At 53.6% G+C, this 26,699-nt stretch carries 20 protein-coding genes; 11 read left to right on the top strand and 9 right to left on the bottom strand.

Translation table 11 applies throughout. The annotated features are described in order from the left end of the window. The 4 genes from TH19_RS19615 to TH19_RS19600 all read right to left on the bottom strand — a co-directional run bounded on the left by TH19_RS19615 (window position 1) and on the right by TH19_RS19600 (window position 5,374). On the bottom strand, window positions 1-1,428 hold the full coding sequence (locus TH19_RS19615; protein ID WP_114104055.1) for a mannose-1-phosphate guanylyltransferase/mannose-6-phosphate isomerase: 1,428 nt from the start codon (window positions 1,426-1,428) through the stop codon (window positions 1-3). 179 nt (window positions 1,429-1,607) lie between these two features. Continuing rightward, window positions 1,608-2,645, bottom strand: coding sequence for a UDP-glucose 4-epimerase GalE (gene galE, locus TH19_RS19610; protein WP_114104106.1), 1,038 nt, complete (start codon window positions 2,643-2,645; stop codon window positions 1,608-1,610). Between the two features lie 10 nt (window positions 2,646-2,655). Further along, the gene (locus tag TH19_RS19605) at window positions 2,656-4,161 is read right to left on the bottom strand and encodes an exopolysaccharide biosynthesis polyprenyl glycosylphosphotransferase (RefSeq protein WP_114104054.1); all 1,506 of its coding nucleotides are present in this window, start codon (window positions 4,159-4,161) and stop codon (window positions 2,656-2,658) included. 241 nt (window positions 4,162-4,402) lie between these two features. Then, window positions 4,403-5,374 (bottom strand): NAD-dependent epimerase/dehydratase family protein, encoded by a 972-nt coding sequence (locus tag TH19_RS19600; RefSeq protein ID WP_181846489.1) that lies wholly within the window; start codon window positions 5,372-5,374, stop codon window positions 4,403-4,405. Between the two features lie 290 nt (window positions 5,375-5,664). Between TH19_RS19600 and TH19_RS19595 the strand changes: the two genes are divergently transcribed. Together TH19_RS19595 and TH19_RS19590 are read left to right on the top strand one after the other, a co-directional pair. Beyond that, window positions 5,665-7,098 (top strand): sigma-54-dependent transcriptional regulator, encoded by a 1,434-nt coding sequence (locus tag TH19_RS19595; protein ID WP_114104052.1) that lies wholly within the window; start codon window positions 5,665-5,667, stop codon window positions 7,096-7,098. Further along, window positions 7,095-9,089: a cache domain-containing protein gene (locus TH19_RS19590; protein ID WP_114104051.1), complete on the top strand. Its 1,995-nt coding sequence runs from the start codon at window positions 7,095-7,097 to the stop codon at window positions 9,087-9,089. The genes TH19_RS19595 and TH19_RS19590 overlap by 4 nt, the downstream gene beginning before the upstream one ends. Window positions 9,090-9,113: 24 nt before the next feature. On the opposite strand, the gene TH19_RS19585 is transcribed toward TH19_RS19590, so the two are convergent. Next, entirely contained in the window at window positions 9,114-9,536 is a 423-nt protein-coding gene (locus TH19_RS19585; protein ID WP_114104050.1) for a VOC family protein, read from the bottom strand. Between the two features lie 469 nt (window positions 9,537-10,005). On the opposite strand from TH19_RS19585, the gene TH19_RS19580 reads away from it, so the two are divergent. The 7 genes from TH19_RS19580 to fdhD all read left to right on the top strand — a co-directional run bounded on the left by TH19_RS19580 (window position 10,006) and on the right by fdhD (window position 19,095). Then, window positions 10,006-11,739, top strand: coding sequence for an OFA family MFS transporter (locus TH19_RS19580; RefSeq protein ID WP_114104049.1), 1,734 nt, complete (start codon window positions 10,006-10,008; stop codon window positions 11,737-11,739). 298 nt (window positions 11,740-12,037) lie between these two features. After that, window positions 12,038-12,928: a LysR family transcriptional regulator gene (locus TH19_RS19575; protein ID WP_309471255.1), complete on the top strand. Its 891-nt coding sequence runs from the start codon at window positions 12,038-12,040 to the stop codon at window positions 12,926-12,928. Window positions 12,929-13,059: 131 nt separating this feature from the next. Further along, window positions 13,060-13,533: a formate dehydrogenase subunit gamma gene (locus TH19_RS19570; protein WP_114104048.1), complete on the top strand. Its 474-nt coding sequence runs from the start codon at window positions 13,060-13,062 to the stop codon at window positions 13,531-13,533. Continuing rightward, entirely contained in the window at window positions 13,530-15,086 is a 1,557-nt protein-coding gene (locus TH19_RS19565) for a formate dehydrogenase beta subunit (RefSeq protein ID WP_114104047.1), read from the top strand. The genes TH19_RS19570 and TH19_RS19565 overlap by 4 nt, the downstream gene beginning before the upstream one ends. Window positions 15,087-15,090: 4 nt before the next feature. After that, window positions 15,091-17,970: a formate dehydrogenase subunit alpha gene (fdhF, locus tag TH19_RS19560; RefSeq protein ID WP_114104046.1), complete on the top strand. Its 2,880-nt coding sequence runs from the start codon at window positions 15,091-15,093 to the stop codon at window positions 17,968-17,970. A 94-nt stretch (window positions 17,971-18,064) separates the two neighbouring features. Next, window positions 18,065-18,289, top strand: a complete 225-nt coding sequence (locus TH19_RS19555) for a formate dehydrogenase subunit delta (RefSeq protein ID WP_114104045.1) — start codon at window positions 18,065-18,067, stop codon at window positions 18,287-18,289. Then, window positions 18,286-19,095 (top strand): formate dehydrogenase accessory sulfurtransferase FdhD, encoded by an 810-nt coding sequence (fdhD, locus tag TH19_RS19550; protein ID WP_114104044.1) that lies wholly within the window; start codon window positions 18,286-18,288, stop codon window positions 19,093-19,095. The genes TH19_RS19555 and fdhD overlap by 4 nt, the downstream gene beginning before the upstream one ends. Before the next feature lie 11 nt (window positions 19,096-19,106). Here the strand turns inward: fdhD and TH19_RS19545 are convergent, their stop codons facing one another. From TH19_RS19545 to TH19_RS19530, 4 genes are all read right to left on the bottom strand, one after another. Next, complete coding sequence (locus tag TH19_RS19545; protein WP_258548051.1) at window positions 19,107-20,147, bottom strand: LacI family DNA-binding transcriptional regulator; 1,041 nt, start codon at window positions 20,145-20,147, stop codon at window positions 19,107-19,109. 176 nt (window positions 20,148-20,323) lie between these two features. Beyond that, window positions 20,324-21,826, bottom strand: coding sequence for a tripartite tricarboxylate transporter permease (locus TH19_RS19540; RefSeq protein WP_114104043.1), 1,503 nt, complete (start codon window positions 21,824-21,826; stop codon window positions 20,324-20,326). Window positions 21,827-21,885: 59 nt separating this feature from the next. Then, window positions 21,886-22,311, bottom strand: a complete 426-nt coding sequence (locus TH19_RS19535) for a tripartite tricarboxylate transporter TctB family protein (RefSeq protein WP_114104042.1) — start codon at window positions 22,309-22,311, stop codon at window positions 21,886-21,888. Window positions 22,312-22,467: 156 nt separating this feature from the next. Continuing rightward, on the bottom strand, window positions 22,468-23,514 hold the full coding sequence (locus TH19_RS19530) for a type 2 periplasmic-binding domain-containing protein (RefSeq protein ID WP_114104041.1): 1,047 nt from the start codon (window positions 23,512-23,514) through the stop codon (window positions 22,468-22,470). A 349-nt stretch (window positions 23,515-23,863) separates the two neighbouring features. On the opposite strand from TH19_RS19530, the gene araD reads away from it, so the two are divergent. Next, the gene (gene araD / locus TH19_RS19525; RefSeq protein ID WP_114104040.1) at window positions 23,864-25,609 is read left to right on the top strand and encodes an L-arabinonate dehydratase; all 1,746 of its coding nucleotides are present in this window, start codon (window positions 23,864-23,866) and stop codon (window positions 25,607-25,609) included. A gap of 91 nt (window positions 25,610-25,700) precedes the next feature. Next, window positions 25,701-26,612 carry a dihydrodipicolinate synthase family protein gene (locus tag TH19_RS19520; protein ID WP_114104039.1) on the top strand — a complete coding sequence of 304 codons (912 nt, stop codon included), beginning with the start codon at window positions 25,701-25,703 and terminating at the stop codon, window positions 26,610-26,612. The last annotated feature ends 87 nt before the right edge of the window (window positions 26,613-26,699 follow it).

Genomic DNA, 26,699 nt, shown 5'->3' with positions numbered 1-26,699 from the left:
TTATACTCTTCCAAATTCATCTTCGATCCGTACAATATCATCTTCGCCAAGATAAGCTCCCGACTGGATTTCTATCAATTCCAGAACGATTTTTCCTGGGTTTCCAAGCCTATGTATTGCCCCGATGGGGATGAAAGTGCTTTCGTTCTCATGCAAGATTCTGATATCGTGTTCTACAGTTACCTCGGCAGTACCTTTTACAACCACCCAATGTTCAGCGCGGTGATGGTGTTTTTGTAGCGAAAGACGCTTACCGGGTTTGACGGTGATTTTCTTGACCTGATGACGCTCTCCGGAAACGAGTGTCGTGTAGCTACCCCAGGGCCGATACACTGTTTCATGTATTTCTGTGATTGCCTGCGTGGCGGGATTTGCCCTAAGATGTTTAACGAATGAGCCCATCGTTTGTGCTTGCGAAAGCCGACCAACAAACACTGCATCTGCTGCTGCGATGACCGCGACATCATCAAGCCCGTTGATGGCCACATGTGGACCGTCCGTGATCGCCAATGCGTTTCTTGTGTCTGAAAGCGTTGCTTTGCCACGAATAACATTGCCATTCTCGTCCGGAACTTCGGCCTTCCAAACTGCTTCCCAACTCCCTAGATCTGACCAACGGATTGCCGTCGGTACAACGCTTGCCTTACTAGTCTTCTCGAAAATTGCGTAATCGACGGAGATGTTTTCTGCTGTAGCGAAACTTTCTGCATCAAGGCGGAGGAAATCTAGGTCGCGTATGGATTTCTTGACCGCATTCCTGGTAGCTATTCGTAGCTCTGATGCAAGATGTGTGCATTCTTTTAGGAAAGTTTGAATAGCAAATAGGAACATGCCTGAGTTCCAGTAGTGCCCGCCTTCAGCAATCATTTTCTCGGCTGTTTCCCGATCCGGCTTTTCTATAAAGCGTATGACCGGTGCTACACCATCTTTCTCTTTGCCTGCACGGATATAACCATATCCTGTCACCGGTTCATTTGGTGTAATCCCGAATGTAACGAGGCGGCCATTCTTGGCTGCTGTGGTTGCGTGATCAATCGCACTGTTCCAGTCATCTCCGATCTCTATTTGATGGTCGGATGCGAGTACGTGAATCAGTGCGTTTTTCTCACCTTCTTCTTCAAGTGCTGCGCAAACGGCAGCAATTGCCGCAGCTGTGTTGCGCGGGGAAGGCTCAAGCAAAATGTCCCGCAACTGGACGTTGACTACTGCTGCCTGCTCTTTGACAAGAAAGCGATAGGGCTCCCCTGTCAGAACTATTGGTGCGTCGTAGCGTGAATCTTGTGCTACCCGTAGAAGGGCCTCTTGAAACAGGCTGATCTGACCTGTCAGCGGTAAAAACTGTTTAGGTCTGCTCGCACGTGACATGGGCCATAGGCGGGTGCCTTGGCCGCCAGCCAGAATAACTGGGATGAGCAATTGTTTTGTCACTGTGAGGGATCCTCGATTTTATGAGCAGGCCTATCGTTGGAGAGTGTGGGAGCTTTATGTCCCCCGGCTTTTTGCGTTTGTGACAACTTTCGCCCCCTCCTTTTTTCTCAATTTCACTTAGGGTTCCTAAGATGGATTTGGCGCGTTGGATGACAAGGGGCGAACATTGAAAGTGCGTCTCATTCCGATTCTGACCTTTGATATTCAGTTTTCTGGGAAATCCATTTCCAACTTGAGAGGCACATGTCGTGGATACTTCTTTTGGCCTTCCAGCCAAGTAGTCTCTTTGCGCGTTCTGGGTCTGCATAGCAAGCAGCGATATCCCCCGGACGCCTATCTGTCATGTGATAAGGGATCTTGTATCCGCTAGCATTTTCGTAAGTTTTTACCAATTGTAGAACGCTTGTTCCCGTACCAGTTCCAAGGTTCAAAGTCACACTTTCCTTTGTGTGAAGTAAGTATTCAAGTGTAGCAAGGTGTCCTTCGGCCAAATCCATTACATGGATGTAATCCCTGACGCCTGTGCCGTCGACTGTTGGATAGTCATCGCCATAAATGTTTAAATGGTTTCGTTTTCCGATGGCTACATCTGCAATATAAGGCATCAAATTGTTGGGTGTTCCACGTGGTGATTCCCCGATTAATGCGCTTTCGTGGGCTCCAGCAGGGTTGAAATATCTTAAGATCCCGACTTGCCAATTGCTTTGCTCAGAACAAAGATCACGTAAAATCATTTCACCGCACAGCTTTGTGTTTCCATAAGGATTTACAGGGCCTGTTGCTGCGTCCTCGGTAATCGGCGAAGAAGCATTCGGGGAATATACCGTCGCACTACTACTATAGATAATACGGTTCATACCATGTTCGTCGCAAATTTTAAGAAAATCTATGAAATTTGAGACATTATTTTTGTAATATTCTAGTGGATTTTGTACGGATTCAGTAACTGATTTGAATGCGGAGAAGTGAATCACAGCATCAATTTCGATGTTTGTGAATATGTTGTCTAGTGTTTTCTTGTCATCGATACTTGATTTGAAGAACGTAATTTTCTTTGATAATATTTTCTCGATTCTCCCTAATGTTGATAGGGAGCTATTGCTCAAGTTGTCAACAATAACAACTTCATATCCGTTTTCTATTAATGTGATAGCGGTATGGCTGCCGATATATCCAAGTCCGCCAGTTAATAAAATAGTGCCTTTTGATGTTGTCATAGTAGATTTCTTAATGAGCATTTTTTTGCTTGAAAAAAGTGGCAATGGTCAGGGTTAAAACCCGGACATCTAATATTGGAGACCAATTGGCAATGTAATACATGTCATGCAGCACTCGCTGCCGCATCTTCTCGTCTGTGTCTGTCTCCCCGCGCCAACCATTAACCTGCGCCCAACCAGTAATTCCCGGCTTCACCCGATGCCGGGCGAAATATCCGTCAATCCTTGTGCGATAGGCGGTGTTGTGCTGTGTCGCGTGCGGGCGCGGCCCAACCAGTGACATATCCCCGCGCAATACATTAAACAATTGTGGTAATTCATCCAAACTTGTTTTGCGGATGAATTTGCCAACGGGGGTTATGCGCGGATCATTGCGGGTTGCTTGTGGAACGGTGTCATCGCGCTTCGTGGCGCACTGGTCGACATACATGGAGCGAAATTTCAGGACGCGTATCGTCTCGCCGTTAAAACCATGGCGTTTCTGCACGTAAAGTACCGGTCCGGCACTTGTCAGCTTTATGGCAAATGCCACGGCAAGCATGACGGGGGCTGCAATAATTACTGCGATCAATCCAAGGATGACGTCCTCGGCACGCTTGATCCACCATCCGCGTTGCCCAAACGGGCGCATGGCACGGCGAATGAAGGGAAGGCCTGCCATCACAATCCATTCGCGTCCCGGTTCAAGCAAAAGATCGTGATCCGGGGCGCAAGGCGACATATGGCTTGTTAAATCGCCAACTTCGAGGATGTCGGCCGATATCGCATCAATATCATCAAGTTGATCGGCAAAACGTGCCCGGTCCGATTGGCTGATTGCCAAGATGATCATATCCGGGGCAAGTGCCCGGATTTTGTTCAGTTCGGCCTGAAGGTCGGCTGTGCCGGTTTTACCGCCGTTTATAATACTGCGATGAATAATCCGGTATTGGTGCTGGGACCCGATCCGTTGTTCAAGCATCTCAAGGATCGATGGCGTCGGGTTTGACGATATAAGGACGATCTTGGGGCGAAAGGATTTCTGTTTGCCAAGGGCGCGGATCGCACCAAAGGCGCAAAGCCGAAGCAATATAAGGGACGCAACACCAATAATGGCAAAATACCCCGTCCACAAACGGGAAAAATCATCCGATACCTTGGAAAAATAGGCAATGCCAAGCAACAAGGCAAAGGAAATGGCCTGTGCGCAGCAAAGCCGCAAAAGGCCCATCTGTAATGTTTGCGGATCAAGGGTGTGATACCCGCGCAAAACCATCATGGCCGCCATATAAAATAATGGCGCGGCAAATGCCGGCATCAAAAGATGATCTGTCGGTATGAATGTGCCAAATCGCAACCAGGATGCAAGCATCGCAGAAGCAAAAAGAACGACGACGTCCGAAACCGCCATTAAATCGCGTAGAAGCACGTGGCTTCTGCTATGCGCAAGCACTGTCGCAGCTCCCCAAAGCTGACCCTGATCAATAAGGTTCCAAACCGTACCCAATGGGTCTGTCTGTTCCCCGGCTTTTTTCATGGCGCCAACCGCAACTTTATTTTTAATCTCACCTTATGGTTGGATGGCGAGTATCGTTGTCGGTCAAGAGCGAAGAGGATTAACAGGTTTTAATATATCTAAAACCTGTTCAATGGTATAGTTTTGTGATGTTTTTGGTGTAGGTTGCCTCTACAAAGTATGGGGCAATTGACGTTGCAGCAAAAATCGAAAGCTCCGGCCCACGGTCTTGGTGTGCCATGGGCCGGAGCTGATTGTTCAATCAGGATACAAGTTTCAACTTATTTTCCCGATAGTACCCATTGCAAAAGGCGTCATAGGTTTTGACAAGCCCCTGTTCAAGGCTATGCGCCGGGGACCAGCCCAGCATCCTGATCGTATTTCCCTGCATATTGCGTTCTGCCGCGCCCTGCGGAATCTGGCGTGCAAAGTCGACTTTGCCGTCAAACCCGACGATATCGGCAATCATGAAGGCAAGTGTGGAAATGGGAATGCTTTGGCTGGTGCCGACATTTATCGGGCTGTTGCGGCGATGATGTTCAAGGATGGTTATGATTGCATCGGCGCAATCATCCACGTATAAAAATTCTCGCACGACTGTACCGTGCCCCGGCAATTTGGCGATGTGTCGTCCTTCGCATTTTGCATCATGGATATGACGGATGATTGTCGGGATGGTTCGGGCTGAAAGCAGGTCAAAATTATCGCCGGGGCCGTAAATTTCGGGTGGAATGATTGTGGTGAAATCCGCACCAAATTGCTGGTGATAGGATTGGCAAAGCTTTAACGCCGCCAATTTGGCAATTGCTGCATTTTCATATGCGGGGGCAAGTTTACCCATAAGCAATTGATGTTCCGGCGTCGGCAAGATGGGATTTTCCGGGTAAATATACGGGGCCGAAATGTTCAAAAGCTTTTCGACATCCGCCTCAAAGGCCCCCTGTATCAGATTGGTTGCAATCATCAGGTTTTCATAAAGAAAATCCCCCGGAAGATCATTATGCACCCTTGATCCACCTGATTTGCCTGCGGCAATAATCACAACATCCGGCTTTGCCTGTTTAAGCCATCTTGTAACCGGTGCCTGGCGCAAAAGGTCAAGTTCGCGGCGTGTACGCGTCAGGATGGTGCAATCTTCCTGCTGTAACCGGCGTATGATGGCCTGTCCGATCATGCCGTGATGTCCGGCAATATATATGCGTTTTCCTGTGATATCGTAATTCAGTCTGGTCATGGAATGTTCCTTTCCCCTGAATTCGGGCATAACGGATCATGCGGGCGCATGTTGTGCGTCCTGTTAAGGGCGATCTCGTTTTGCGGAAATAAAAAATCCACACCGAAAAGGCATCTGGGCGCATTTCGTGTGTGGATGCGCAATCATTACCAAATTCTTCGTCGCATGGCAATTATGCATTGGGGTAGGGGGGCTAAAGCATGTTGCCTTAAATCTGATCCACTTTGCTTTTCTCTCTCCGCTGATCTAAGCTTTTAAAAAACAAAAATAAGTTTCTGCGGAGGAACATCATGAAATCAAGCGTTCTGGGCGCGTCCGACGGGGCTGCGACCGCTGTTGGCAATGACGCGGGATATAGCGGGCCGGGGCCGGAATTTGGTCCGTGGCTTGAAAAGGCATCGATCCTGATCGTCGACGACGAACCGGGCATGCGCAATTTTCTGGTCCGCACATTGGGCCCGCGCGCCAAGCGGGTCGAAGAGGCCGCTGATTGCGAAGAAGCAACCGCCTTGCTTGATCAGCATCATTTCGATGTCGTCATTCTTGATAACATCATGCCGGGCAAAAGCGGTGTCGAATGGCTGACCGAACAACGGGAAATCGGCTTTTTCTCCGACGCCATCCTGATGACGGCCTATGCCGATCTTGATACCGCGATCAAGGCCTTGCGCGCTGGTGCGGTTGATTTTGTCCTCAAACCGTTTCGTTCCAATCAGATTTTAAACGCGGTTGCCCGTTGTCTGGATCGCATGCGGTTGCGTCGGGAAAACCATGTTTTGCGCCATGAATTGCGCGCAACATCGGATCATGTCCTTTTGCGGGATAAGCTGATTGGCTATTCTCCGCAGGTACAGGAAATCCGCGAAACGATTGCCCGGGTGGCACCACTTCCGACATCGATCCTGATTTCCGGGCAAAGCGGCACGGGCAAGGAAGTTACCGCCCGTTCGCTTCATTCCCTTTCGGATCGTGCGCAAAAGCCGTTCGTGCCGATTAACTGTGCCGCCATTCCGTCCGAAATGATCGAGGCCGAATTGTTCGGCCATGTCAAAGGCGCCTTTACCGGTGCGCAATCGGCCCGTGATGGTCTTTTCATGCATGCACAGGGCGGAACCCTGTTTCTCGATGAAGTTGGCGAATTGTCACTGGCCACCCAAAGCAAGCTTTTGCGCGCAATCGAAAGCCGCCGTATCCGCCCGGTCGGCTCGGAACGTGAAGCGCCGGTCGATCTGCGCTTTATCTTTGCCACCAATGCCGATCTGGAGGCCGAGGTCGAAGCCGGCCGTTTCCGCGCCGATCTGTTTTACCGCATCAATGTCATGCATATCGAAATGCCGCCCTTGCGTGAACGTGGCGATGATGTGCTGGAACTGGCCGAACTGTTCATGACCAAATTGTCCAAACAGCTTGGCGTGCGCCAGGTCCCGATGGATGGGGCCGTGCGGGCCGGGCTGACCCGTTATGACTGGCCGGGCAATGTGCGCGAATTGCGCAACCTGATTGAACGCACCCTTATCCTTGGGCGGTTCCCCGATGAATTCCGCGATGAACGGGCCGATCACGGCGCACAGGTCGAAGGCGATGAAACCCTTGATGAAATGGAACGCCGCCATATCCTGGCGATGTTGCATAAAACCAACGGCAACCGCAATGAAGCCGCCCGGCGTCTGGGCGTATCGCGCAAGACCATTGATCGCAAATGCGCAAGCTGGGAACAGGAATGATACTGTTTTCCGGATCAAAACCCGGCAAGGCCAAACGCACCCGTTCTGTCCGCTTCAAGCTGCTGGCAATCGCATTATTGCCAACACTGGTGATCCTGCCCCTGTTGCTGGGCACGATGATGGTGCGCTGGAATTCGAAATTTGATGCGTTGCTGACCTCAAAGGTCAGCGGCGATTTGACGATTGCCCATCAATATTTCACGCATATCCTTGATAATACCGGCGAACAGATCGCGGCCCTTGGACAATCTGTCGCCTTTCGCAATGTGTTGTCTGCCAATGACCCGGACGGGGTCAAAGACCTGCTGGCGAAGCGCCAAAAGGCTCTTGGGCTTGATTTCCTGTATCTTGCCGACAAATCTGCCAGCAGCAACAGTTCCGACTGGCCGGTCATTGCCAGTGCCTTTGCCGGGCGGTCATCGACCAGTGTCGATATCTTCAGCAACACAGACCTGATGGCATTTTCGCCCGATCTGGCCGCACGGGCGCGCCTTGATCTGGTTGAAACCCCCAATGCAGTACCCACAGCACGCAATACCGAAACCCGCGGCATGGTGGTGCATTCGGCAAGCCCGGTCGAACTGCCATCGGGGCAAACCGCGGCACTGGTCGGGGGTATTCTGCTTAACCAGAATTTGGGCTTTATCGATACGATCAACGATCTGGTCTATCGCCAAAGCAGCTTGCCTGAAGGCAGTCAGGGAACAGCTACCCTGTTTCTTGATGATGTGCGGATCAGTACCAATGTTCGCTTGTTCGCAAATCGTCGTGCCTTGGGGACACGGGTTTCACGTGTGGTACGGCAAGCAGTTCTTGAAGACGGCAAGGTTTGGCTCGATAGCGCCTTTGTGGTCAATGACTGGTACATTTCGGCCTATGAGCCGATCAAGGACAGCTTTGGCAAGCGGGTCGGGATGCTGTATGTCGGCTTCCTCGAAGCCCCCTTTGCCCAGACCAAATATGAAAGCATGCTGATCCTGATCGGGGCGTTCCTGTTTGTTACGGCATTGTCTGTACCGATTTTCCTGCGCTGGGCACGCGGTATTTTCAAACCGCTTGAACGGATGACCAACACCATCGTCCGGGTCGAAAGTGGTGATTTGTCCGCCCGCACCAACCTTGATCAGGTCGAAGATGAAATTGCCCTTGTCGCGGATCATCTTGATGAATTGCTTGATCAGGTACAGGAACGTGACAAACGCCTACGTGCATGGAATGATCAGCTTAACGCCCGGGTCGATGCCAGAACCCGCGAATTGCGCGAAGCCAATCAGGCACTGGAAACCACGACCAAACAACTGATCATGTCGGAAAAACTGGCGGCAATTGGCGAAATTACCGCCGGTGTGGCCCATGAAATCAACAATCCGGTTGCAGTTCTTCAGGGCAATCTGGATGTGGTTCGCGATCTTCTGGGCGATCATGCCCGGATCGCCAATACCGAATTCCGCCTGATTGACGAGCAGGTCAATCGCATCAATCTGATCGTCACCAAGCTTCTGCAATTTGCCAAACCCGAAGAATATGCAGGCTTTGTCGAACGCCACAGTGTCGCGCAGGTGATCGAGGATTCCATGCCCTTGGTCGCCCATCTTCTAAGCCGGGCAGATATCGACGTCATACGCGAACATCACTCGACCCGTCTGGTTCTGATGAACCGGACCGAATTGCAACAGGTGCTGGTCAATCTGATGGTCAATGCCCTGCATGCCATGCCGGACCGCGGCACGCTGACCCTGATTGACGACGATGCCGAGCGCAATGGTCGCCCGGGTGTACTGATGACGATCCGTGATACCGGCATCGGTATGAGCGAGGAGGTGCTTAACCGGATTTTCGATCCGTTCTATACCACCAAGCGTCAGCAGGGGACGGGTCTTGGCCTGTCGATTACCAAGACCCTGATTGATCGTCAGGGCGGCACGCTTGATGTTCAAAGTACGGCAAACATGGGCACGACCTTTACCATCTGGCTCCCCGAAGCAGGCTAGAGCAGGGCACTGGTCCCGATGCCCTTAAACGCCAAATGTTACATGACCGTTGGCATCAATTGCCCATGCCGGGTTCCATGCAATTTCCCATGCATGTCCGTCCGGGTCGGCGACATATCCGCGCAATCCCCCATAGGGTGGTGCATCGGCCGGGCGCAGCACCGTGCCTCCGTTCGCACGCAAACGATCCATCAGGTTTCTGACCTGATCTTCGTTTGCGACATTATGGGCAAGCGATATGGCCGAGGCCCCGGTGATTGCCGGACGCTGCATATCGTCAAGCAACGCGCCCTTTAACCATGTGCCCAGCACGAAGCCATTCATCTGATAAAAGCTGATATCGGCATCTTCAAATACCGGCTTCCAGCCAAAACCGTGCTGATAGAACCGCCGGGACTGGTCAAGGTTTTCGATACCAAGTGTGATGACAGAGATTTGCTGTTGCATGGCCATTCCTTTCTGTGGGCGTGTGTCCGATGCACACATCCTGAAAGTCATGGGCCGTTACATTGCAGCGGAAGGACCCGCATTCGCGGGGGCCGGGCCAACCGCACCGACCTAACCTGTTTCTGACCCTTTACGGCTATCAGATCGCATTTAAAAATGCAAAGTCCCGATCAAATAGCGCCGGGCAGGGCGGTGTATCCGCAGGGCATGAAATGTTGCATCTGCGAGTGGACATTTTGTCTGACTGCTACTTTGGAGTGTTTAAAAAGTTGGACATTTTGTCCATGCGCGTGCGCTGCAATATCAGCAATTTCTGCGAGTGGGTCGCAGGAATGTGCGAATTTTGTCGTGTGGCACAGCGATTGCGACGTTGAGAATTCCGGGTTTTACCGTGGTTGCCCTGCACAATGCCTTCAACCGGGGGGTGGCAAGGCAAGAAAAATCATAATGCCGGGAGGAAAAAAACGTCATGTTTGACAAGCTTAAGAAACAACATATCGTCGCAGGCGACGATTTCAATCGCTGGAAAGTACCGCCAGCATCCATTGCAATTCATCTATGTATCGGCTCCGTTTATGCCTGGAGTATTTTCAACCCGCCGCTGATCAAGGAATTTGGTGTGGTCGCGGCAAGCTCTGGCGACTGGGGCCTTCAATCTGTTGTCTGGATTTTCTCTGTTGCCATTGTAAGTCTTGGTCTTGCCGCCGCATTCGGGGGCAAGTGGCTTGAAGAAGTTGGCCCGCGTATGGTTGGCGTTGTTGCCGCCTTTTGCTGGGGCGGTGGTTTCATCATTGGTGGCCTTGGGATTGCTACCCATCAATTGTGGCTGGTCTATCTTGGTTATGGCGTGATTGGTGGGGCCGGGCTTGGTCTTGGCTATGTGTCACCGGTTTCAACCCTGATCCGCTGGTTCCCTGACCGGCGTGGGATGGCGACAGGCATGGCCATCATGGGGTTTGGCGGTGGTGCGATGATCGCAACCCCGATCAAGGAAGCTTTGCTTGGGGCTTTCTACAAGGTGCCGGAATATCTTGGCCCGGAAAGTGCCGTTAACCTTGTTACCGAAGGTGGCAAACGTATGGCTGAAGTAGGCGGTCAGATGGTTGAAGTTGTGGTGGCTGGTGCCGCACAGGTCGCTGCTGCCCCGGTTCCGATCGAGGAAGGCGTTTATGTCGCTGGCACAGGCAACACCGGTGCCGCTGGAACCTTCTTTACGCTTGGCATTGCCTATTTCATTGTCATGATGATTGCATCCTTCTCCTATCGTGTGCCGCGTGAAGGCTGGTTGCCAAAAGGTTGGACGCCGCCGACTGGTGATGCCGCATCCAAGCGTATGATCACTCATAAAAACGTCCATATCGATCAGGCGCTGAAAACCCCGCAATTCTATCTGCTGTGGATTGTTCTGTGCTTTAACGTTACGGCGGGCATCGGGGTGATTGGCGTTGCCAAAACCATGATGTCTGAAATCTTTGGCACGACCTTGCCGTTCGTGGTCAACTCGGCCTTTGCGGCGACCTATGTGTTCATGATTTCGGTCTTTAACATGTGTGGCCGCTTCTTCTGGGCATCCATGTCGGATTATATCGGGCGCAAGAACACCTATTACTGCTTCTTCATTCTGGGTATCGCACTTTATCTGTCGATCCCGTTTGCCGCAGAACAGGTCAGTGTCAATCCGGCTGTGACCTGGTTGATCATGTTCTATGCCGCAACCATGATCATCTTCACGATGTATGGCGGTGGCTTTGCAACCATCCCGGCTTATCTGGCCGACGTTTTCGGCACCAAATATGTTGGCGGTATCCATGGTCGTCTTCTGACCGCATGGAGCACGGCTGGCGTTCTTGGTCCGCTTGCGATCACCCAGTTGCGTCAAACCTCGGTCACCAACTCGATCAAGGATCTGGCAAGCAAGGTCGATCCGGCGGCATTCCAGGCCAAATTCGGTGCAGGTGTCGAACAGCTTGATCAGCTGGTTGCGGCCAAAACCGTTACCATCGGTCGTCTGATGGAAATCGCACCGGCCGGTACGGTTGATCCGACGTCGAGCCTTTATAACACCACCATGTATGCGATGGCGGCACTTCTGGCGATTGCACTGATCGCCAACAAGATGGTGCGTCCGATCCACGACAAGCACTACATGGAAACGCAGGAAGGTGGCGAAGCCGCCGGTAAGGAAGCAACTTCCAAAGCGTAAGGACCTTGGGCGTCGATTGCCGCACCCTGCAATCGACGCCTGTTTGACTGACATCGCCCATTTTGTCAGTCATTCGGGGACGTGATTACCACGGTCATGTCCCGGGGGAAGGTTCCGTTCATCCAGCCTGCCCCCGCGTTCTGTTGCAGGAATAACCTTTTAGCCCGTGGGGATAATCGGTTATCCTGCAACCAGAACACGCACAACAGATGCGGGTGTTTCTCATCTCTTCAAGCGGCTTGATAAAAGGCCGGTCTCAACGCAGTGCAGAGCATCCCGCGCCAAACCGGATGCCGGAATGGAAATGATCGACAAACTCGAAATGTTTATGGTGCTCGCACGCGAGCAGCATTTTGGACATGCCGCCGAAGAATGCGGCGTTACACAACCAACTTTGTCCAGTGCGCTCCGCCAGCTTGAAGACCATCTGGGCGTGGTTCTGGTCAAGCGCGGGTCGCGTTATCAGGGCCTCACACCAGAAGGCGAACGTGTTCTGGAATGGGCGCGCCATATCGTCGGCAGCACCCGTTCCATGCGCGATGAAATGCGCGCCATGCGGTTCGGCCTTACCGGACAGGTTCAGATTGCCGTGGTTCCAACCGCACTTTCGATGATCCATGAACTGACAACCCCGTTTCGCGAAAAGCATCCCGATGTGACATTTGCGATCCTGTCGCGCACCTCGACCGAGATTCAGGCGCTGCTTGACGATCTGCAAATTGATGTTGGCATTACCTATCTTGATAATGAACCGCTGGGACGGGTGACCTCGATCCCGCTTTATTATGAACGCTATCATCTGGTGACGTCGAATTTCGATGATATCGGTGATCGTGAAAGCATCACCTGGCGCGAAGCCGCAGAATTCCCGCTCTGCCTTTTGACGCCTGATATGCAAAACCGCCGCATCATCAATCAGCACCTTAACGAAGCCGGTGCCCGGGTTGCCCCGACTTTGGAAAGTGATTCAATGATTGCGCTGTTTACCCATGTTCACACGGGAAACTGGGCAAGCATCATGCCGGTCAAGATGATCCAGGAATTCAGTCTGCATGACCGGGTGAAATCCATCCCGATCATTGAACCCGATGCGTCGCATCTTGTTGGAATGATTGCTGCCAAACGTGAACCGGCAACCCCGGTTGTGTCGGCTTTGCTCAAAGAGGCAAAGCTGCTTTCGGAACTTTGAGCCGTCTGATTGCGCCTTGATAGGTTTTCGCTATCGCGTAACGGGATGGCTTTATTGAACGGGCACCCAAGATGCCCGACACTAAAAAAAACAATAATGATAACTGCAACATGCATGAGAGAGAGGCTTGCATGTCGGAAACGACCAAGGACCAGAATGTCCGCGTCGAGGCCATTTGTGATCAGCTGATTACAATGGAAGGCCCGTTACTTCCTATTCTGCACGAAGTGCAGGAGGAGTTCGGCCATATCCCCGAAGGCGCGCTTCAGACAATTGCCAAAAAACTGAACCTCAGCCGGGCGGAAGTCCACGGGGTGGCCAGTTTCTATCACGACTTCCGCGAAGAAAAGGCGGGCAAGCATGTCATCAAGATTTGCCGGGCAGAAGCCTGTCAGGCAATGGGGGCGGATGCCCTTGGTGATCAGGTGCGCCGTCACCTTCGGGTGGATTGGTCGCAAACCACGGCGGATCGCAAGATCACGCTGGAACCTGTTTTCTGTCTTGGTCTGTGTGCTTGTGCACCAGCCGCCATGGTTGATGGCAAGGTTGTCGGGCGCGTCACCAGTGATCGTATGAACCGCATTCTCAATGAGGTGGGGGCATGAGTATCAAGGTTTATGTACCGCTTGATTCCGGTGCCGTTGCCCTTGGCGCAAACGAGGTTGCCGCGGCCATCGTCCAGAAGGCAGACAAAGCCGGTGCCGATATTCAGGTCGTGCGCAACGGATCGTTTGGCATGTACTGGCTTGAACCGATGGTCGAGGTGGAAACACCGCGCGGTCGTGTTGCCTATGGCCCGGTCAGCACCGATGATATCGACGCCCTGTTTGAGGCAGATTTCCTGGCTGGCGGGGCGCACAAACTGTTTCTGGGACGCACCCAGGATATCCCGTTCCTCAAAAGCCAGTCGCGTCTGACCTTCCAGCGGTGCGGCATCATTGATCCGCTTTCCCTTGACGATTACCGCGCCCAGGACGGTTTGACCGGCCTTGAAAATGCGCTGAAAATGTCGGGGGCCGACATCGTAAAGGCCGTCACCGACAGTGGCCTGCGTGGGCGCGGCGGTGCCGGTTTCCCGACCGGGATCAAATGGAATACCGTGCGCGAGGCGGATGGCGATCAAAAATATATCGTCTGTAACGCCGACGAAGGCGACAGCGGCACCTTTGCCGATCGCATGATCATGGAAGGCGAACCGTTTGTCCTGATCGAAGGCATGATCATTGCCGGTCTGGCGACCGGGGCAACCAAGGGATATGTCTATACCCGTTCGGAATATCCCGATGCCATCCGCATCATGAACGAGGCGATTGAAGTTGCCCGTTCTGCCGGTGTTCTAGGTAACAATGTCCTTGGGTCGGGCAAGGTCTTCGATATGGAAGTCCGCATGGGGGCAGGGGCCTATGTCTGTGGCGAGGAAACCTCGCTTCTTAACAGCATGGAAGGCAAGCGTGGCGTTGTCCGCGCCAAACCGCCACTTCCCGCCCTTCAGGGTTTCCTTGGTCGTCCGACGGTTGTGAATAACGTGATTTCATTGTGTTCGGTGCCGGTCATTCTTGAAAAGGGCCCTGAATATTATCGTGATTTCGGCATGGGCCGGTCGCGTGGCACCATCCCGATCCAGATCGCCGGCAATGTCAAACATGGCGGTCTTTACGAGGTCGGCTTTGGCATGACGCTCGGCGAAATCGTCGAACAGATCGGCGGTGGCACGGCATCGGGGCGTCCGGTCAAGGCCGTTCAGGTTGGTGGTCCGTTGGGTGCCTATTTCCCGCGTGAACTGTTTGATACACCGTTTGATTACGAAGAATTCGCCAAGCGCGATGGTTTGATCGGTCATGCCGGTGTGGTCGTGTTTGACGATACCGTCGACATGATGAAACAGGCCCGCTTTGCCATGGAATTCTGTGCCATTGAGTCGTGTGGCAAATGCACGCCATGCCGGATCGGATCGATCCGTGGCACCGAAGTTGTCGACAAACTTGAACGTGGCGAAGACCCTGAATTACAGGTCGATCTGCTGCGCGATCTTTGTGAAACCATGAAGTTCGGATCGTTGTGCGCACTGGGCGGATTTACACCCTATCCGGTCCTGAGTGCGCTGAACCATTTCCCTGATGATTTCAAGCCGCGTGCGCTTGATATAGCTGCGGAGTGATACGATGTCCTTGATCAAAGAAGTTGACTACGGAACCCCCGCCGCCAAATCCGAAAAAACCGTCACCTTGACCATTGATGGCAAGAACGTGACTGTGCCCGAGGGCACATCGGTGATGCGGGCCTCGATGGAAGCCGGTATTCAGGTTCCCAAACTCTGTGCGACCGATATGGTCGATGCATTCGGTTCCTGCCGCCTGTGTCTGGTCGAAGTCGAAGGCCGCAACGGCACGCCGGCATCCTGCACCACCCCGGCATCGGATGGCATGGTTGTCCATACCCAGACCGAACGGCTTAAGAAAATCCGCAAGGGGGTGATGGAACTTTATATTTCCGATCATCCGCTCGATTGCCTGACCTGTGCGGCCAATGGCGATTGCGAACTTCAGGCTATGGCAGGTGCGGTTGGTCTGCGCGATGTGCGCTATGGCTATGAAGGTGGCAACCACGTTCAGGTCCGCCAGAACGGCGAAGAAAATCCGCGCTATATGGCAAAGGATACCACCAACCCGTATTTCACCTATGACCCGTCGAAATGCATTGTCTGTTCGCGCTGTGTGCGGGCCTGTGAAGAAGTACAGGGGACCTTTGCCCTGACCATCGAAGGTCGCGGTTTTGAATCCCGTGTTTCACCGGGCATGCACGAAGATTTCCTTGATTCCGAATGTGTATCCTGCGGTGCCTGTGTTCAGGCCTGCCCGACCGGAACGCTTCAGGAAAAGTCGATCATTGAAATTGGTCAGCCGGAACATTCGGTTGTTACCACCTGTGCTTATTGTGGTGTCGGCTGTTCGTTCAAGGCCGAAATGCGCGGCGAGGAACTGGTGCGCATGGTGCCGTTCAAGGATGGCAAGGCCAACCGTGGCCATTCCTGTGTGAAGGGGCGTTTTGCCTATGGCTATGCCAATCACAAGGACCGCATCCTTAATCCGATGATCCGCGAAAGTGTCGATGATCCCTGGCAGGAAGTCAGTTGGGAAGAAGCCCTTCGCTTTACCGCTGACAAGTTCAGGGGCATTCAGGCCAAATACGGCAAGGGTGCCTTGGGCGGGATCACGTCATCGCGTTGCACGAACGAGGAAACCTTCCTTGTTCAGAAACTGATCCGTGCCGGGTTCGGTAATAACAACGTTGATACCTGTGCGCGTGTCTGTCATTCGCCAACCGGGTATGGCCTGAAAACCACCTTTGGCACATCGGCCGGGACACAGGATTTTGATTCTGTCGAACAGACCGATGTTGTCATTCTGATTGGCGCCAACCCGACCGACGGGCATCCTGTTTTTGCCTCGCGTTTGAAAAAACGTCTGCGTCAGGGGGCGAAACTGATCGTGATTGATCCGCGCCGGATTGATCTGGTCCGCTCCCCGCATATCGAAGCAGTCGCCCATATCGCCCTGCGCCCGGGCACCAACGTTGCGGTTCTGACATCGCTTGCCCATGTCATCGTGACCGAAGGCCTGTTTGACGAAGCCTTTGTTCGCGAACGTTGCGACTGGGATGAATTCCAGGATTGGGCAACCTTTGTGTCCGATCCGCGCCACAGCCCCGAAGCGATTGCCGACATGATCGGCGTTGATGCCGAAACTATGCGCAAGGCGGCACGCAGCTTTGCGGCGGGCCGTAATGGTGCAATCTATTACGGTCTGGGTGTGACAGAACACAGCCAGGGTTCCACCACCGTGATGGCGATTGCCAACCTTGCCATGGCGACCGGCAATATCGGCCGTCCGGGCGTTGGCGTGAACCCGCTGCGTGGTCAGAACAACGTGCAGGGTTCCTGTGATATGGGATCGTTCCCGCATGAATTGCCGGGCTATCGCCATATTCAGGACAGTGCGACCCGCGATATCTTTGAAGATATCTGGGGTGTGAAACTGAATGACGAGCCGGGGCTTCGTATCCCCAACATGCTTGATGCTGCCGTCGAAGGCACCTTCAAGGGTATCTATATTCAGGGCGAGGACATCCTTCAGTCCGACCCTGATACCAAGCATGTGGCGGCCGGTCTTGCGGCGATGGAATGTGTTGTCGTCCACGACCTGTTCCTGAACGAAACCGCGAACTATGCCCATGTGTTCCTGCCCGGTTCGACCTTCCTTGAAAAGGACGGGACATTCACCAACGCCGAACGCCGTATCAACCGTGTTCGCAAGGTGATGACGCCTTTGAACGGCTTTGCCGACTGGGAAGTCACCCAGAACCTTGCCCGTGCGATGGGACTTGACTGGAACTACACCCATCCGTCACAGGTTATGGCGGAAATTGCCGCAACCACGCCAAGTTTCACCAATGTCAGCTATGACCTTCTCGAACGTGAAGGTTCGGTACAGTGGCCATGTAATGCCAAGGCGCCGCTTGGCACGCCGGTCATGCATATGGATGGCTTTGTTCGCGGCAAGGGCAAGTTCGTTGTTACCGAATATGTCGCAACCGATGAACGCACCGGGCCGCGCTTCCCGCTGCTTCTGACGACGGGCCGTATTCTGAGCCAGTACAATGTGGGCGCACAAACCCGCCGGACCGAAAATACCGCCTGGCACAAGGAAGACCTTCTGGAAATCCATCCGCATGACGCCGAACAGCGCGGCATTCGCGAAGGTGACTGGATCCGCCTTGCATCGCGGTCGGGCGAAACATCCCTTCGCGCCACCATTACTGATCGCGTCGCACCGGGTGTGGTTTACACAACCTTCCACCATCCGGGAACCCAGGCCAACGTAATCACCACCGACTTTACTGACTGGGCGACCAACTGCCCGGAATACAAGGTCACAGCCGTTCAGGTCTCGTCAAGCAACGGGCCGTCGGAATGGCAGGTGGAATATGACCGTCAGGCCGAACAATCGCGGCGGATCAAACCGCGTGTGGATGCCGCCGAATAGGATACCCTGCCAGATATTGTGCTATACTCCCTTACGCACGATATCTGGCAAATCCTGTATCTGTTGAAAAGTATAAGCCAAAGAGTGAACAGCAATGGCACCTGACAAGCTTGTCTATATGGCCAATCAGATCGCGACCTTTTTCAAATCCCAGCCCAAGGATGAAGGCGCAACCGGCGTTGCCGGTCATATCAGCGATTTCTGGGAACCGCGGATGCGCAAACAGTTGTTTGACCTGATTGCTGCCGGACATGACGGATTTGATCCGCTGGTTCTCGAAGCAGCCCCCCTGATCCGTAAGGTCAAAGAACCTGCATGACACCAAAACCTTCCGAGAACCGCATTCTTGATGGCCGTGATGTTGATCTTGCACGGGCCATTTCACGTGATGACGGTAATGACGATGCGCCAATGATCTTGCAGCCGGAAGTTCCGGCTGCACTGACGTTTAATGGCAAATCCCATGCGGTGATGATGGTATCTCCCCATGATCTGGAAGATTTCATGGTCGGCTTTGCCCTGTCCGAAGGGATCGCCGATGACATTTCCCAGATTACCCTTCGCGATGTGCGCAAAACCCTTCAGGGCTATGTGATCGAGGCCGATCTGCACGAAGACGTGTTTGACCGTCTTGCGGATCGTCAGCGCACCCTTGAAGGCCGTTCCGGCTGTGGTCTGTGCGGGGTTCAATCGCTTGATGCGGTGGCAATGGACAAGATCGGCAAGGTAACGCCGGGCAATATGGCCCAGGATATCGTGTTACAGGCCATTGACGCATTGCCCGATCATCAAACCCGAAATCGCGAAGGTGGCGGGCTTTTGCACGCAAGCGCCTTTGTCGATGCTGGCGGTAACATCAAACTGGTCCGCGAGGATATCGGTCGTCACAACGCCCTTGATAAGGTGCTGGGCGCTGTTGCCCGTCAGGGGATTGATACACAAGGCGGCTTTGTTCTGATGACCAGCCGCTGTTCTTATGAAATTGTCACCAAAACCGTGCAATGTGGGGTGGGCGGGCTTGTGACCCTGTCCGGGCCGACCCTGACCGCGGTGAACCTTGCACGGCAGGCGGGACTAACGCTTATTTGTCGTGAACGGCGCGGGTTGTTTCGGCGTTTTGCCTGATCTGTTTCGGGTCAGGTTGAGGCGCGTTCAATCAATTCAAAACCGACATCAATCGACTTGTCGGGCAGGGGCTGGTTTTCAATACGTGCCACCAGTGCCTCGGCGGCACGTCGGCCCAAATCCGGACGGTTGATTTCAACTGTGGTCAGCGCGGGCAAGGTAAAGGGCGAAAAGTCCTGATTACCAAATCCAAGAACTGCCATATCCTCGGGGATTTTAATCCCGCGCGCCTGTGCTTCGATCAGGATGCCATGCGCCAAAAGGTCGGAACTGCACATGATAATGCCGCTCTGAAATCCCTTTTCCAAACCACTGCGAAGGCCATTACGCCCGCGTTCGATGGTTGCACCTGCTTCATACAGGACTTCTATCGGGGCATTGCCGGTCAATTGTGTGAATTGATTGGCAAAGGCATTCTTGCGTCGTAATGCACGTTCGTCGCCTGCCGATACAATCAGGGCCTTGTCATAACCCTTGCCCGCCGCATAGCGGGCCATTTCTTCGCCTGCCCGGATATGTGAAAAGCCGATACAGACATCAAGCGGGTTTTCCGTAATGTCCCAGACTTCAATCACCGGAATACCAGCCCCCAGCAGCATCTTCTTGCAGCCCGATGAATGATGGATACCGGTCAGCAGGATCCCGTCTGGACGGCGGCTAAGCATTGTCGAAACAACCGCCTGTTCCTCGTCCTGCGAAAAGCCGGTTTCCGCCATCAAAACGTGATAACCCGACCCGCGAATGACATTGATGAAATTTTGCATCAGGTCGGAATAGATGACGTTGGTGATTGATGGCACAAGGGCCGCAATCAGCTTGCTGCGCCGCGACGCCAATGCGCCGGCCACCATGTTGGGCACATAGCCGGTAAGCTCGATGGCATCCTGAATGCGTTGCAGGGTCTTGGCCGAAACCTTTTTCGGATCATTCAGCGCACGCGAAACCGTCACCTGCGAAACACCTGCGATACGTCCGACGGTTTCCATCGTGACTGTACCGCTTTTGATTTCGGCAAGGGTTGCTTGATCGGTTTTTCCGGGCGCAGATGACAAAGGTTTTTGGTCTCTTGCTTGGGTGTTGAATGTCAGGGGGCGGGCTTTTTCGCCGGACTGACACAGGTGTTATTACATCAGCACAAAATGGCGGGCAAGAAGCGTGGCTCGGGTAAGGGCCACTTTACAGCACAGGGAGGGACTGTTGCTTCTTGCCCTGTCTTTGAGGCGGATGATCAGGCGTCCATATTGTCCGCCATCCGCTTTTTCTTGCGTGCCACCGAAACGGAGAAGGCAATCGACAGCACAATCAGAACCCACAGCAATGCCGCGATCCAGCTTTTGGTAAAGAAGATCGAAAGCGTGCCAAAGGATTCCAGACTTTTGACGAAATAGATCTCGGCCGACGGACCAAGGATAAAGCCGATGATAAAGGGCGCGATTTCCAATCCGATCTTGTGGGCGAGATAGCCAAACAGACCAAAGATCAAAAGCGTCCAGACATCAAACATCACGCCATAATTGATGGTATAGGCCCCGACCACACACATCATAAGAATGATCGGGAACAGGATGTTCTTGGGAACCGTGACGACCTTGGCGATATGGCGAATGGCCAGAACCATGACAAGGAACATGATGATATTGGCTGCCAGCATGGCAATGATCATCGCATCCCAGGTGATTGGATTATTGCCGATAAACAGCGGACCAACCTGAACGCCTTGCAGGGTAAAGGCACCAATCAGAATGGCGGTGGTTGAATCCCCGGGAATGCCAAGTGACAGCAACGGTACAAGTGCGCCACCCGTCAAACCGTTATTGGCACTTTCCGATGCGATCACACCGGCCGGTGCGCCTTTGCCGAACTTTTCCGGGTTCTTGGAAAAGTTCTTTTCCTGGCTATAGGCAAGGATGGATGCCGCACTGCCGCCAACACCGGGCAGGATGCCGACAAAGGTGCCAATCGATGATGACCGGATCAGGTTAATGATCTGACCCTTGAAAACGGACAATTTGAACGGCTTGCCGCCGATCTTCACACCCGAAAGGCCCTTGCCTTCCTTCATGCCGTCTTCGGCATCAATCAGAATGGTCGAAAGACCAAACAGACCGATCAGAACCGGCAGAAGCGAGAAACCGCCTTCAAGGTAATATTCAAGGAATTCCGGGACAAGGCGCAGCTCGCCATTGCCGCCCCGCGAAATGTCATAGGCCCCGATCAGGCTGATAAAGACGCCCAGAAAACCGCTGAAAATCCCGACCAGCAAGCTGTTGGAAAGGGCTGCCATCACTGTCAGGGCAAAGAAGATGATCAGGAATTTCTCGATATAGGAAAACTTGATCGCAAAATCGGCCAGTGCCGGGGCAAACAGATAAAGAGCGGCAAGGCTGATCAACCCGCCAACCAGTGACGAGGTAATGCCAATCTTAAGGGCGCGCTCGCCTTCGCCATTTTGCGTCATCGGATACCCGTCAAGGGTGGTGGTGATCGATGACGGGGTGCCCGGAATATTCAAAAGAATGGCCGGGACCAGACCGCCCGAAATGCCCCCGACATAAAGACCAAGCAACAGGGCCAGGCCATTTTCAAGACCCAGTGAATAGGTCAGGGGCAAACAGACAGCCACCGCCATGGTGGCGGTCATGCCCGGGATCGCACCAAAAATAATGCCGATCACGGTGCCCGCGGCAACCAGTCCGAAAAACAGCGGTGTCAGGATCGATAGAAGTTCCATGATAAATCTCTTGGATCAATCCGCGCCAAACAAGGGGCCGATACGACGTACCGGAAACCTTAAGGCAGCGAGATATTGAAAAGTTCGGACAGGATGTACCAGACCACGCTTGGCGCGATCAGCGCATTCACGCCTGCGATCATCAGGGTTCGACGGCTGCGCTCGTGCAGATAAAGCGTACTTAGCGCGAACAGATACGGGATCGAACAAAGGTAAAATCCAAGTCCGGTATTGGGGAAAATATCCCCCACTTCCGGCATGGCCAGAAAATAGATCACGGTCAGGGCAATCGTACCAAAGAAACGCTTGTGGTCGATGCCGGCCGGCCACCAGTTGCCGTTTGAAACAGTGGCAAGAATGGTGCTGCCGCGTGTGATCAGAATGGAAATGAACAATATGCCGAGGATCACGGCAATGATCGTCGGAAAAATCATGTGCGAGGTGCTGAAATCGACCGTCACATGGAAGGGTGAGTCAAACGACATGGGACGCCTCCGGATGTGCCTGTTTTGCCCATCGTACTGATTTTCAAACAGGTTGAAAATCACGTCGGGCTATTTAGCGGGAAGTGGGATGGGTTTGCGCCATCGCCAGATCAGGCAAAAGTGGCCCGGCATTGGTATGCCGGGCCAACCGGGAAATCAGTTCGTCGCAATCGCGTCGATGACCTGGCGGTACTGATCGCGTTTCGCTTTCAGATATGCCGATGCCTCGGCCTGCGGCTTGTAGTTCGGGATGAAGAACGAAGCCTTCTGGGTTTTCTGAATTTCACCCTCGGCATAGATTTCCTTCAACGCATTGTCGATGGTTGCAATCTGTTCTGCATCCATGTCCTTGTTGAACAGCAGGAAGAATTCCTTGTCGAAGGTGAAGTCACTTGAACCGTCAAAGGTGACGCTGACATTCGGGGTGGTGAAGGCAAGAAGTTCATCGCGGTTGGTGTTGCCCATGCCTTCCGGGTTCGCCTGTGCGATGGTTTCTTCACGTGCGGTCAGCCAGACAAAGCGCATGGCTTTCTGATCATCTGCGGCAAGCTGGGTGAACTGTTCGTTCGCCTGGACCGAACCGTTGATGACATCGGCCTGACCATCAAACATCAGCTGGTTTTTATCAGCCTGCGAACCGGTGTTGACCGGAACAATGTTTGCTTCCGAACCCGGGTTCATGACCTTGGCGGCGTTTTTCATAGCCGAGAAACCGATTTCCGAAACGCCACCGGCCTGAATGGCAACGCGCACGCGCTGACCGGCTGCTGCGGCTGCAAAGACGTCTTCCATCGACTGCAGCGGCGAGTTTTTGGCAACCAGATACGCATTGCCCGGGTTGATCGCAACCGTCGGGCCGACAACGTAGTTCTCAAAGATATCGTCATAGCCGCGAACGCCATACAGGTTCGCAAGATAAGACTGATCATGGAAAATCATGATGGTGGTGCCGCGCGAATCGCGCTGCAACGCCTTGAAGGCCTCGCCTGCGCCAACTGCATCAACCTTCACATTGATGTCGAGCTTCTTGGCAAGGGCTTCAGCGACAATCGCGCTGTTCTGATAGGTGTCACCGCCGGTCGATTTTGAACCGATAACAAGGCGGATATTGCTCGGCAGATCAGCCGCAGAAGCCAGAACTGGCGAGGCAACCATGGCGGCAAAGCCGGCAGCAGCAGCGATGGATTTAAAAAGTCCGGTCATAAGAGTCCTCCCGAATGACGCATTCCTGAATGGTGGGGGTATCCCCGCGATGCCCGATGGTGTGGTTCCCATAAGGCGTTGGTGTTGCTTGTTCTTGTTGTTAGTCAGCTTGTAAATTTTCAAGCTTTATGTATGCGCATACATATTTTGATACATCTTGTGACAAAGCCTGTCAATTGCTGAATCTGTCGGCGATTTTACGTATGATAAATCTGCCATTTTGACATGTAAGTTTGCTTGACATCTTGTCAATGTATGCGCATACATAATACATCAATCAAAAGTGCAGGCCGCCCTGATTGTGTCCGGTGGACGGAGTTCGCGGCGGCCGAATGACGGGAGGAACGCCATGTCCGACAAAATTAAAAAATCCGCAGAAGATCTCAGAAGCGCGCGCTGGTTTGCGCCCGATGATCTTCGTTCGTTCGGGCATCGTTCGCGCCTGATGCAAATGGGCCTTGATCCCGAAGACTGGACCGGTCGCCCGGTGATCGGCATCCTGAATACATGGTCGGAAATCAATCCGTGCCATCTGCATTTCCGCGAACGTGCTGCCGACGTTAAAAAAGGTGTGCATCAGGCCGGTGGTTTCCCGGTTGAACTGCCAACCATCTCGGTGGACGAATCCTTCACCAAGCCGACCTCGATGCTGTATCGCAACCTGCTTGCGATGGAGACCGAGGAAATGATTCGCTCCCACCCGCTTGATGGCGTGGTGCTGATGGGCGGCTGTGACAAAACCACGCCGGGTCTGGTGATGGGCGCACTTTCGGCCGGTGTGCCGATGATCTATCTGCCTGCGGGTCCGATGTTGCGTGGGAACTATGCCGGTAAAATTCTGGGTTCGGGCTCAGATGCCTGGAAATACTGGGATGAACGCCGTGCTGGTAACATCAGTGACGAAGAATGGGTCGGCGTCGAGGGCGGTATTGCCCGTTCATATGGTCACTGCATGACCATGGGGACCGCATCCACCATGACCGCCATTGCCGAGGCGATGGGGCTTTGCCTTCCGGGTGCATCCTCGATCCCGGCACCGGATGCCGGTCATATCCGTATGTCGACCCAGTGTGGTCGTCGCATCGTTGATATGGTGTGGGAGGATCTGACCCCGAACAAGATCGTTACCCCGGAATCTGTGCGGAACTCGGCTGTGGTTGCGATGGCGACCGGCTGTTCGACCAATGCTGTTGTGCATTTGCTGGCCATGGCGCGCCGTGCCGGGATCAAAATCACCCTTGATGATCTTGATGAGCTTGGCCGCACCACGCCACTGATCGCCAATATCCGCCCGTCGGGCAAGGGCGATTACCTGATGGAAGATTTCTTCTATGCCGGTGGCCTGCGTGCCTTGATGGCACAGCTTGGCGACAAGCTTGATACATCTGTCACCACGGTTACGGGTAAAACCCTTGCCCAGACCCTCGAAGGTGCGACGGTTTATAATGATGATGTCATCCGTCCGCTTTCAAATCCGGTCTATCATGAAGGATCGCTTGCGGTTCTGCGTGGCAATCTCTGCCCGGATGGTGCCGTGATCAAACCGGCGGCCTGTGATGAACGTTTCCGCAATCATCAGGGCCCGGCACTTGTCTTTGACAGCTACCCGGAAATGAAAAAGGCGGTGGATGATGAAAATCTCGACATCACGCCGGATCATGTGATGGTGCTGCGCAATGCCGGTCCGCTTGGTGGCCCGGGCTTCCCGGAATGGGGCATGCTTCCGATCCCCAAGGCACTGATCAAACAGGGCCATCGTGACATGTTGCGTATTTCGGATGCGCGTATGTCGGGGACGTCTTATGGGGCCTGCGTGCTTCATGTGGCACCGGAATCCTATATCGGTGGTCCGCTAGCCCTTTTGAAAACCGGCGATATCGTCAAGCTTGATCTTGATAACCGTCGTTTGGACATGCTGGTCGACGAGGATGAACTTGAACGTCGTCGTGCCGCATGGCAGGCACCCGAGCCGCGCTATCAGCGTGGATATGGCTGGATGTTTGGCAAGCATGTCACCCAGGCCAACGAGGGTTGCGATTTTGACTTCCTGTCGCCGGAATTCGGTGAAACCGCGGGCGAGCCTGATATTTTCTAGGCTTATCCGGAGCCCATAATCAGAAACCGGGATGGGGCGTTTGGCGCACCATCCCGACGACACGAAACAAACCAATCAGGGATATTGATCCATGGCACTTTCCAAAGCCGATCTGCGTGGCGTGCTGTCAGGTATTTCCGGCATTCTTGTCACCCCTTATGACGAAAATGGCGATCTTGCCCCGGCCAAGCTGAAACCGATTATTGACCGTGCACTTGCTGCGGGTGTTCATTTTCCGGTGGTGAATGGCAATACCGGCGAATTTTATGCGCTGACCACGGACGAAGCCATCACCATGGCCAAATCGGTGGCCGAGATGCTGGACGGTCGTGCGCCGATGCTGGCCGGTATTGGTCGCGGCGTGCGTGACGCTTGCGCACTTGCCAAGGCATCTGCCGAAGCCGGGGCCGAGGCCCTTATGATCCATCAGCCGCCAGATCCCTTCGTCGCCCCGCGCGGCGTTGTTGAATATATCAAACGCATTGCCGACGCATCGGGCGGGCTTCCGATGATGCTGTATCTGCGCAATGACACCATCGGCACCAAGGCGATTGCCGATCTCTGTGCCATCGAAGGTGTGGCTGGCGTTAAATGGGCAACCCCCAACGCCATGAAACTGTCCGAGGCGATCAATGCCTGTGACCCCGATATTGTCTGGGTTGGCGGTCTTGCCGAAACCTGGGCGCCGGCATTCTATGCGGTTGGTGCGCGTGGCTTTACATCGGGTCTTATCAATGTCTGGCCGGAACGTTCCATGGCAATTCACGCAGCCCTCGAGGCCGGTGACTATGCCAAGGCCCGTGATCTGATCCGTGATATGAGCGCCTTTGAAGAAGTCCGCGCCGAAGAAATGAACGGCACGAACGTGACCGGCGTCAAAGCGGCCCTTCAACTGCTTGGTGATGATTGTGGTGCAACGCGCCCGCCATCTGCATGGCCTTTGACCGACGCACAGCAGACCAAACTGGTCGGCTTCATGCGTCAAAACAATCTGGTGAAATAAGCGGCCCCGCCGCACAGAGGAGACATCCATGTCCTATACCCTGACAGGAAAACATCTGATCGCGGGCGACTGGGTTGCAGGAGCCGC

Source organism: Thalassospira profundimaris (genome assembly GCF_003326675.1).
GTDB lineage: Bacteria > Pseudomonadota > Alphaproteobacteria > Rhodospirillales > Thalassospiraceae > Thalassospira > Thalassospira aquimaris.
The sequence above is the reverse complement of the archived record's forward strand: the minus strand, read 5'-3'. Positions and strand labels throughout refer to the sequence as shown.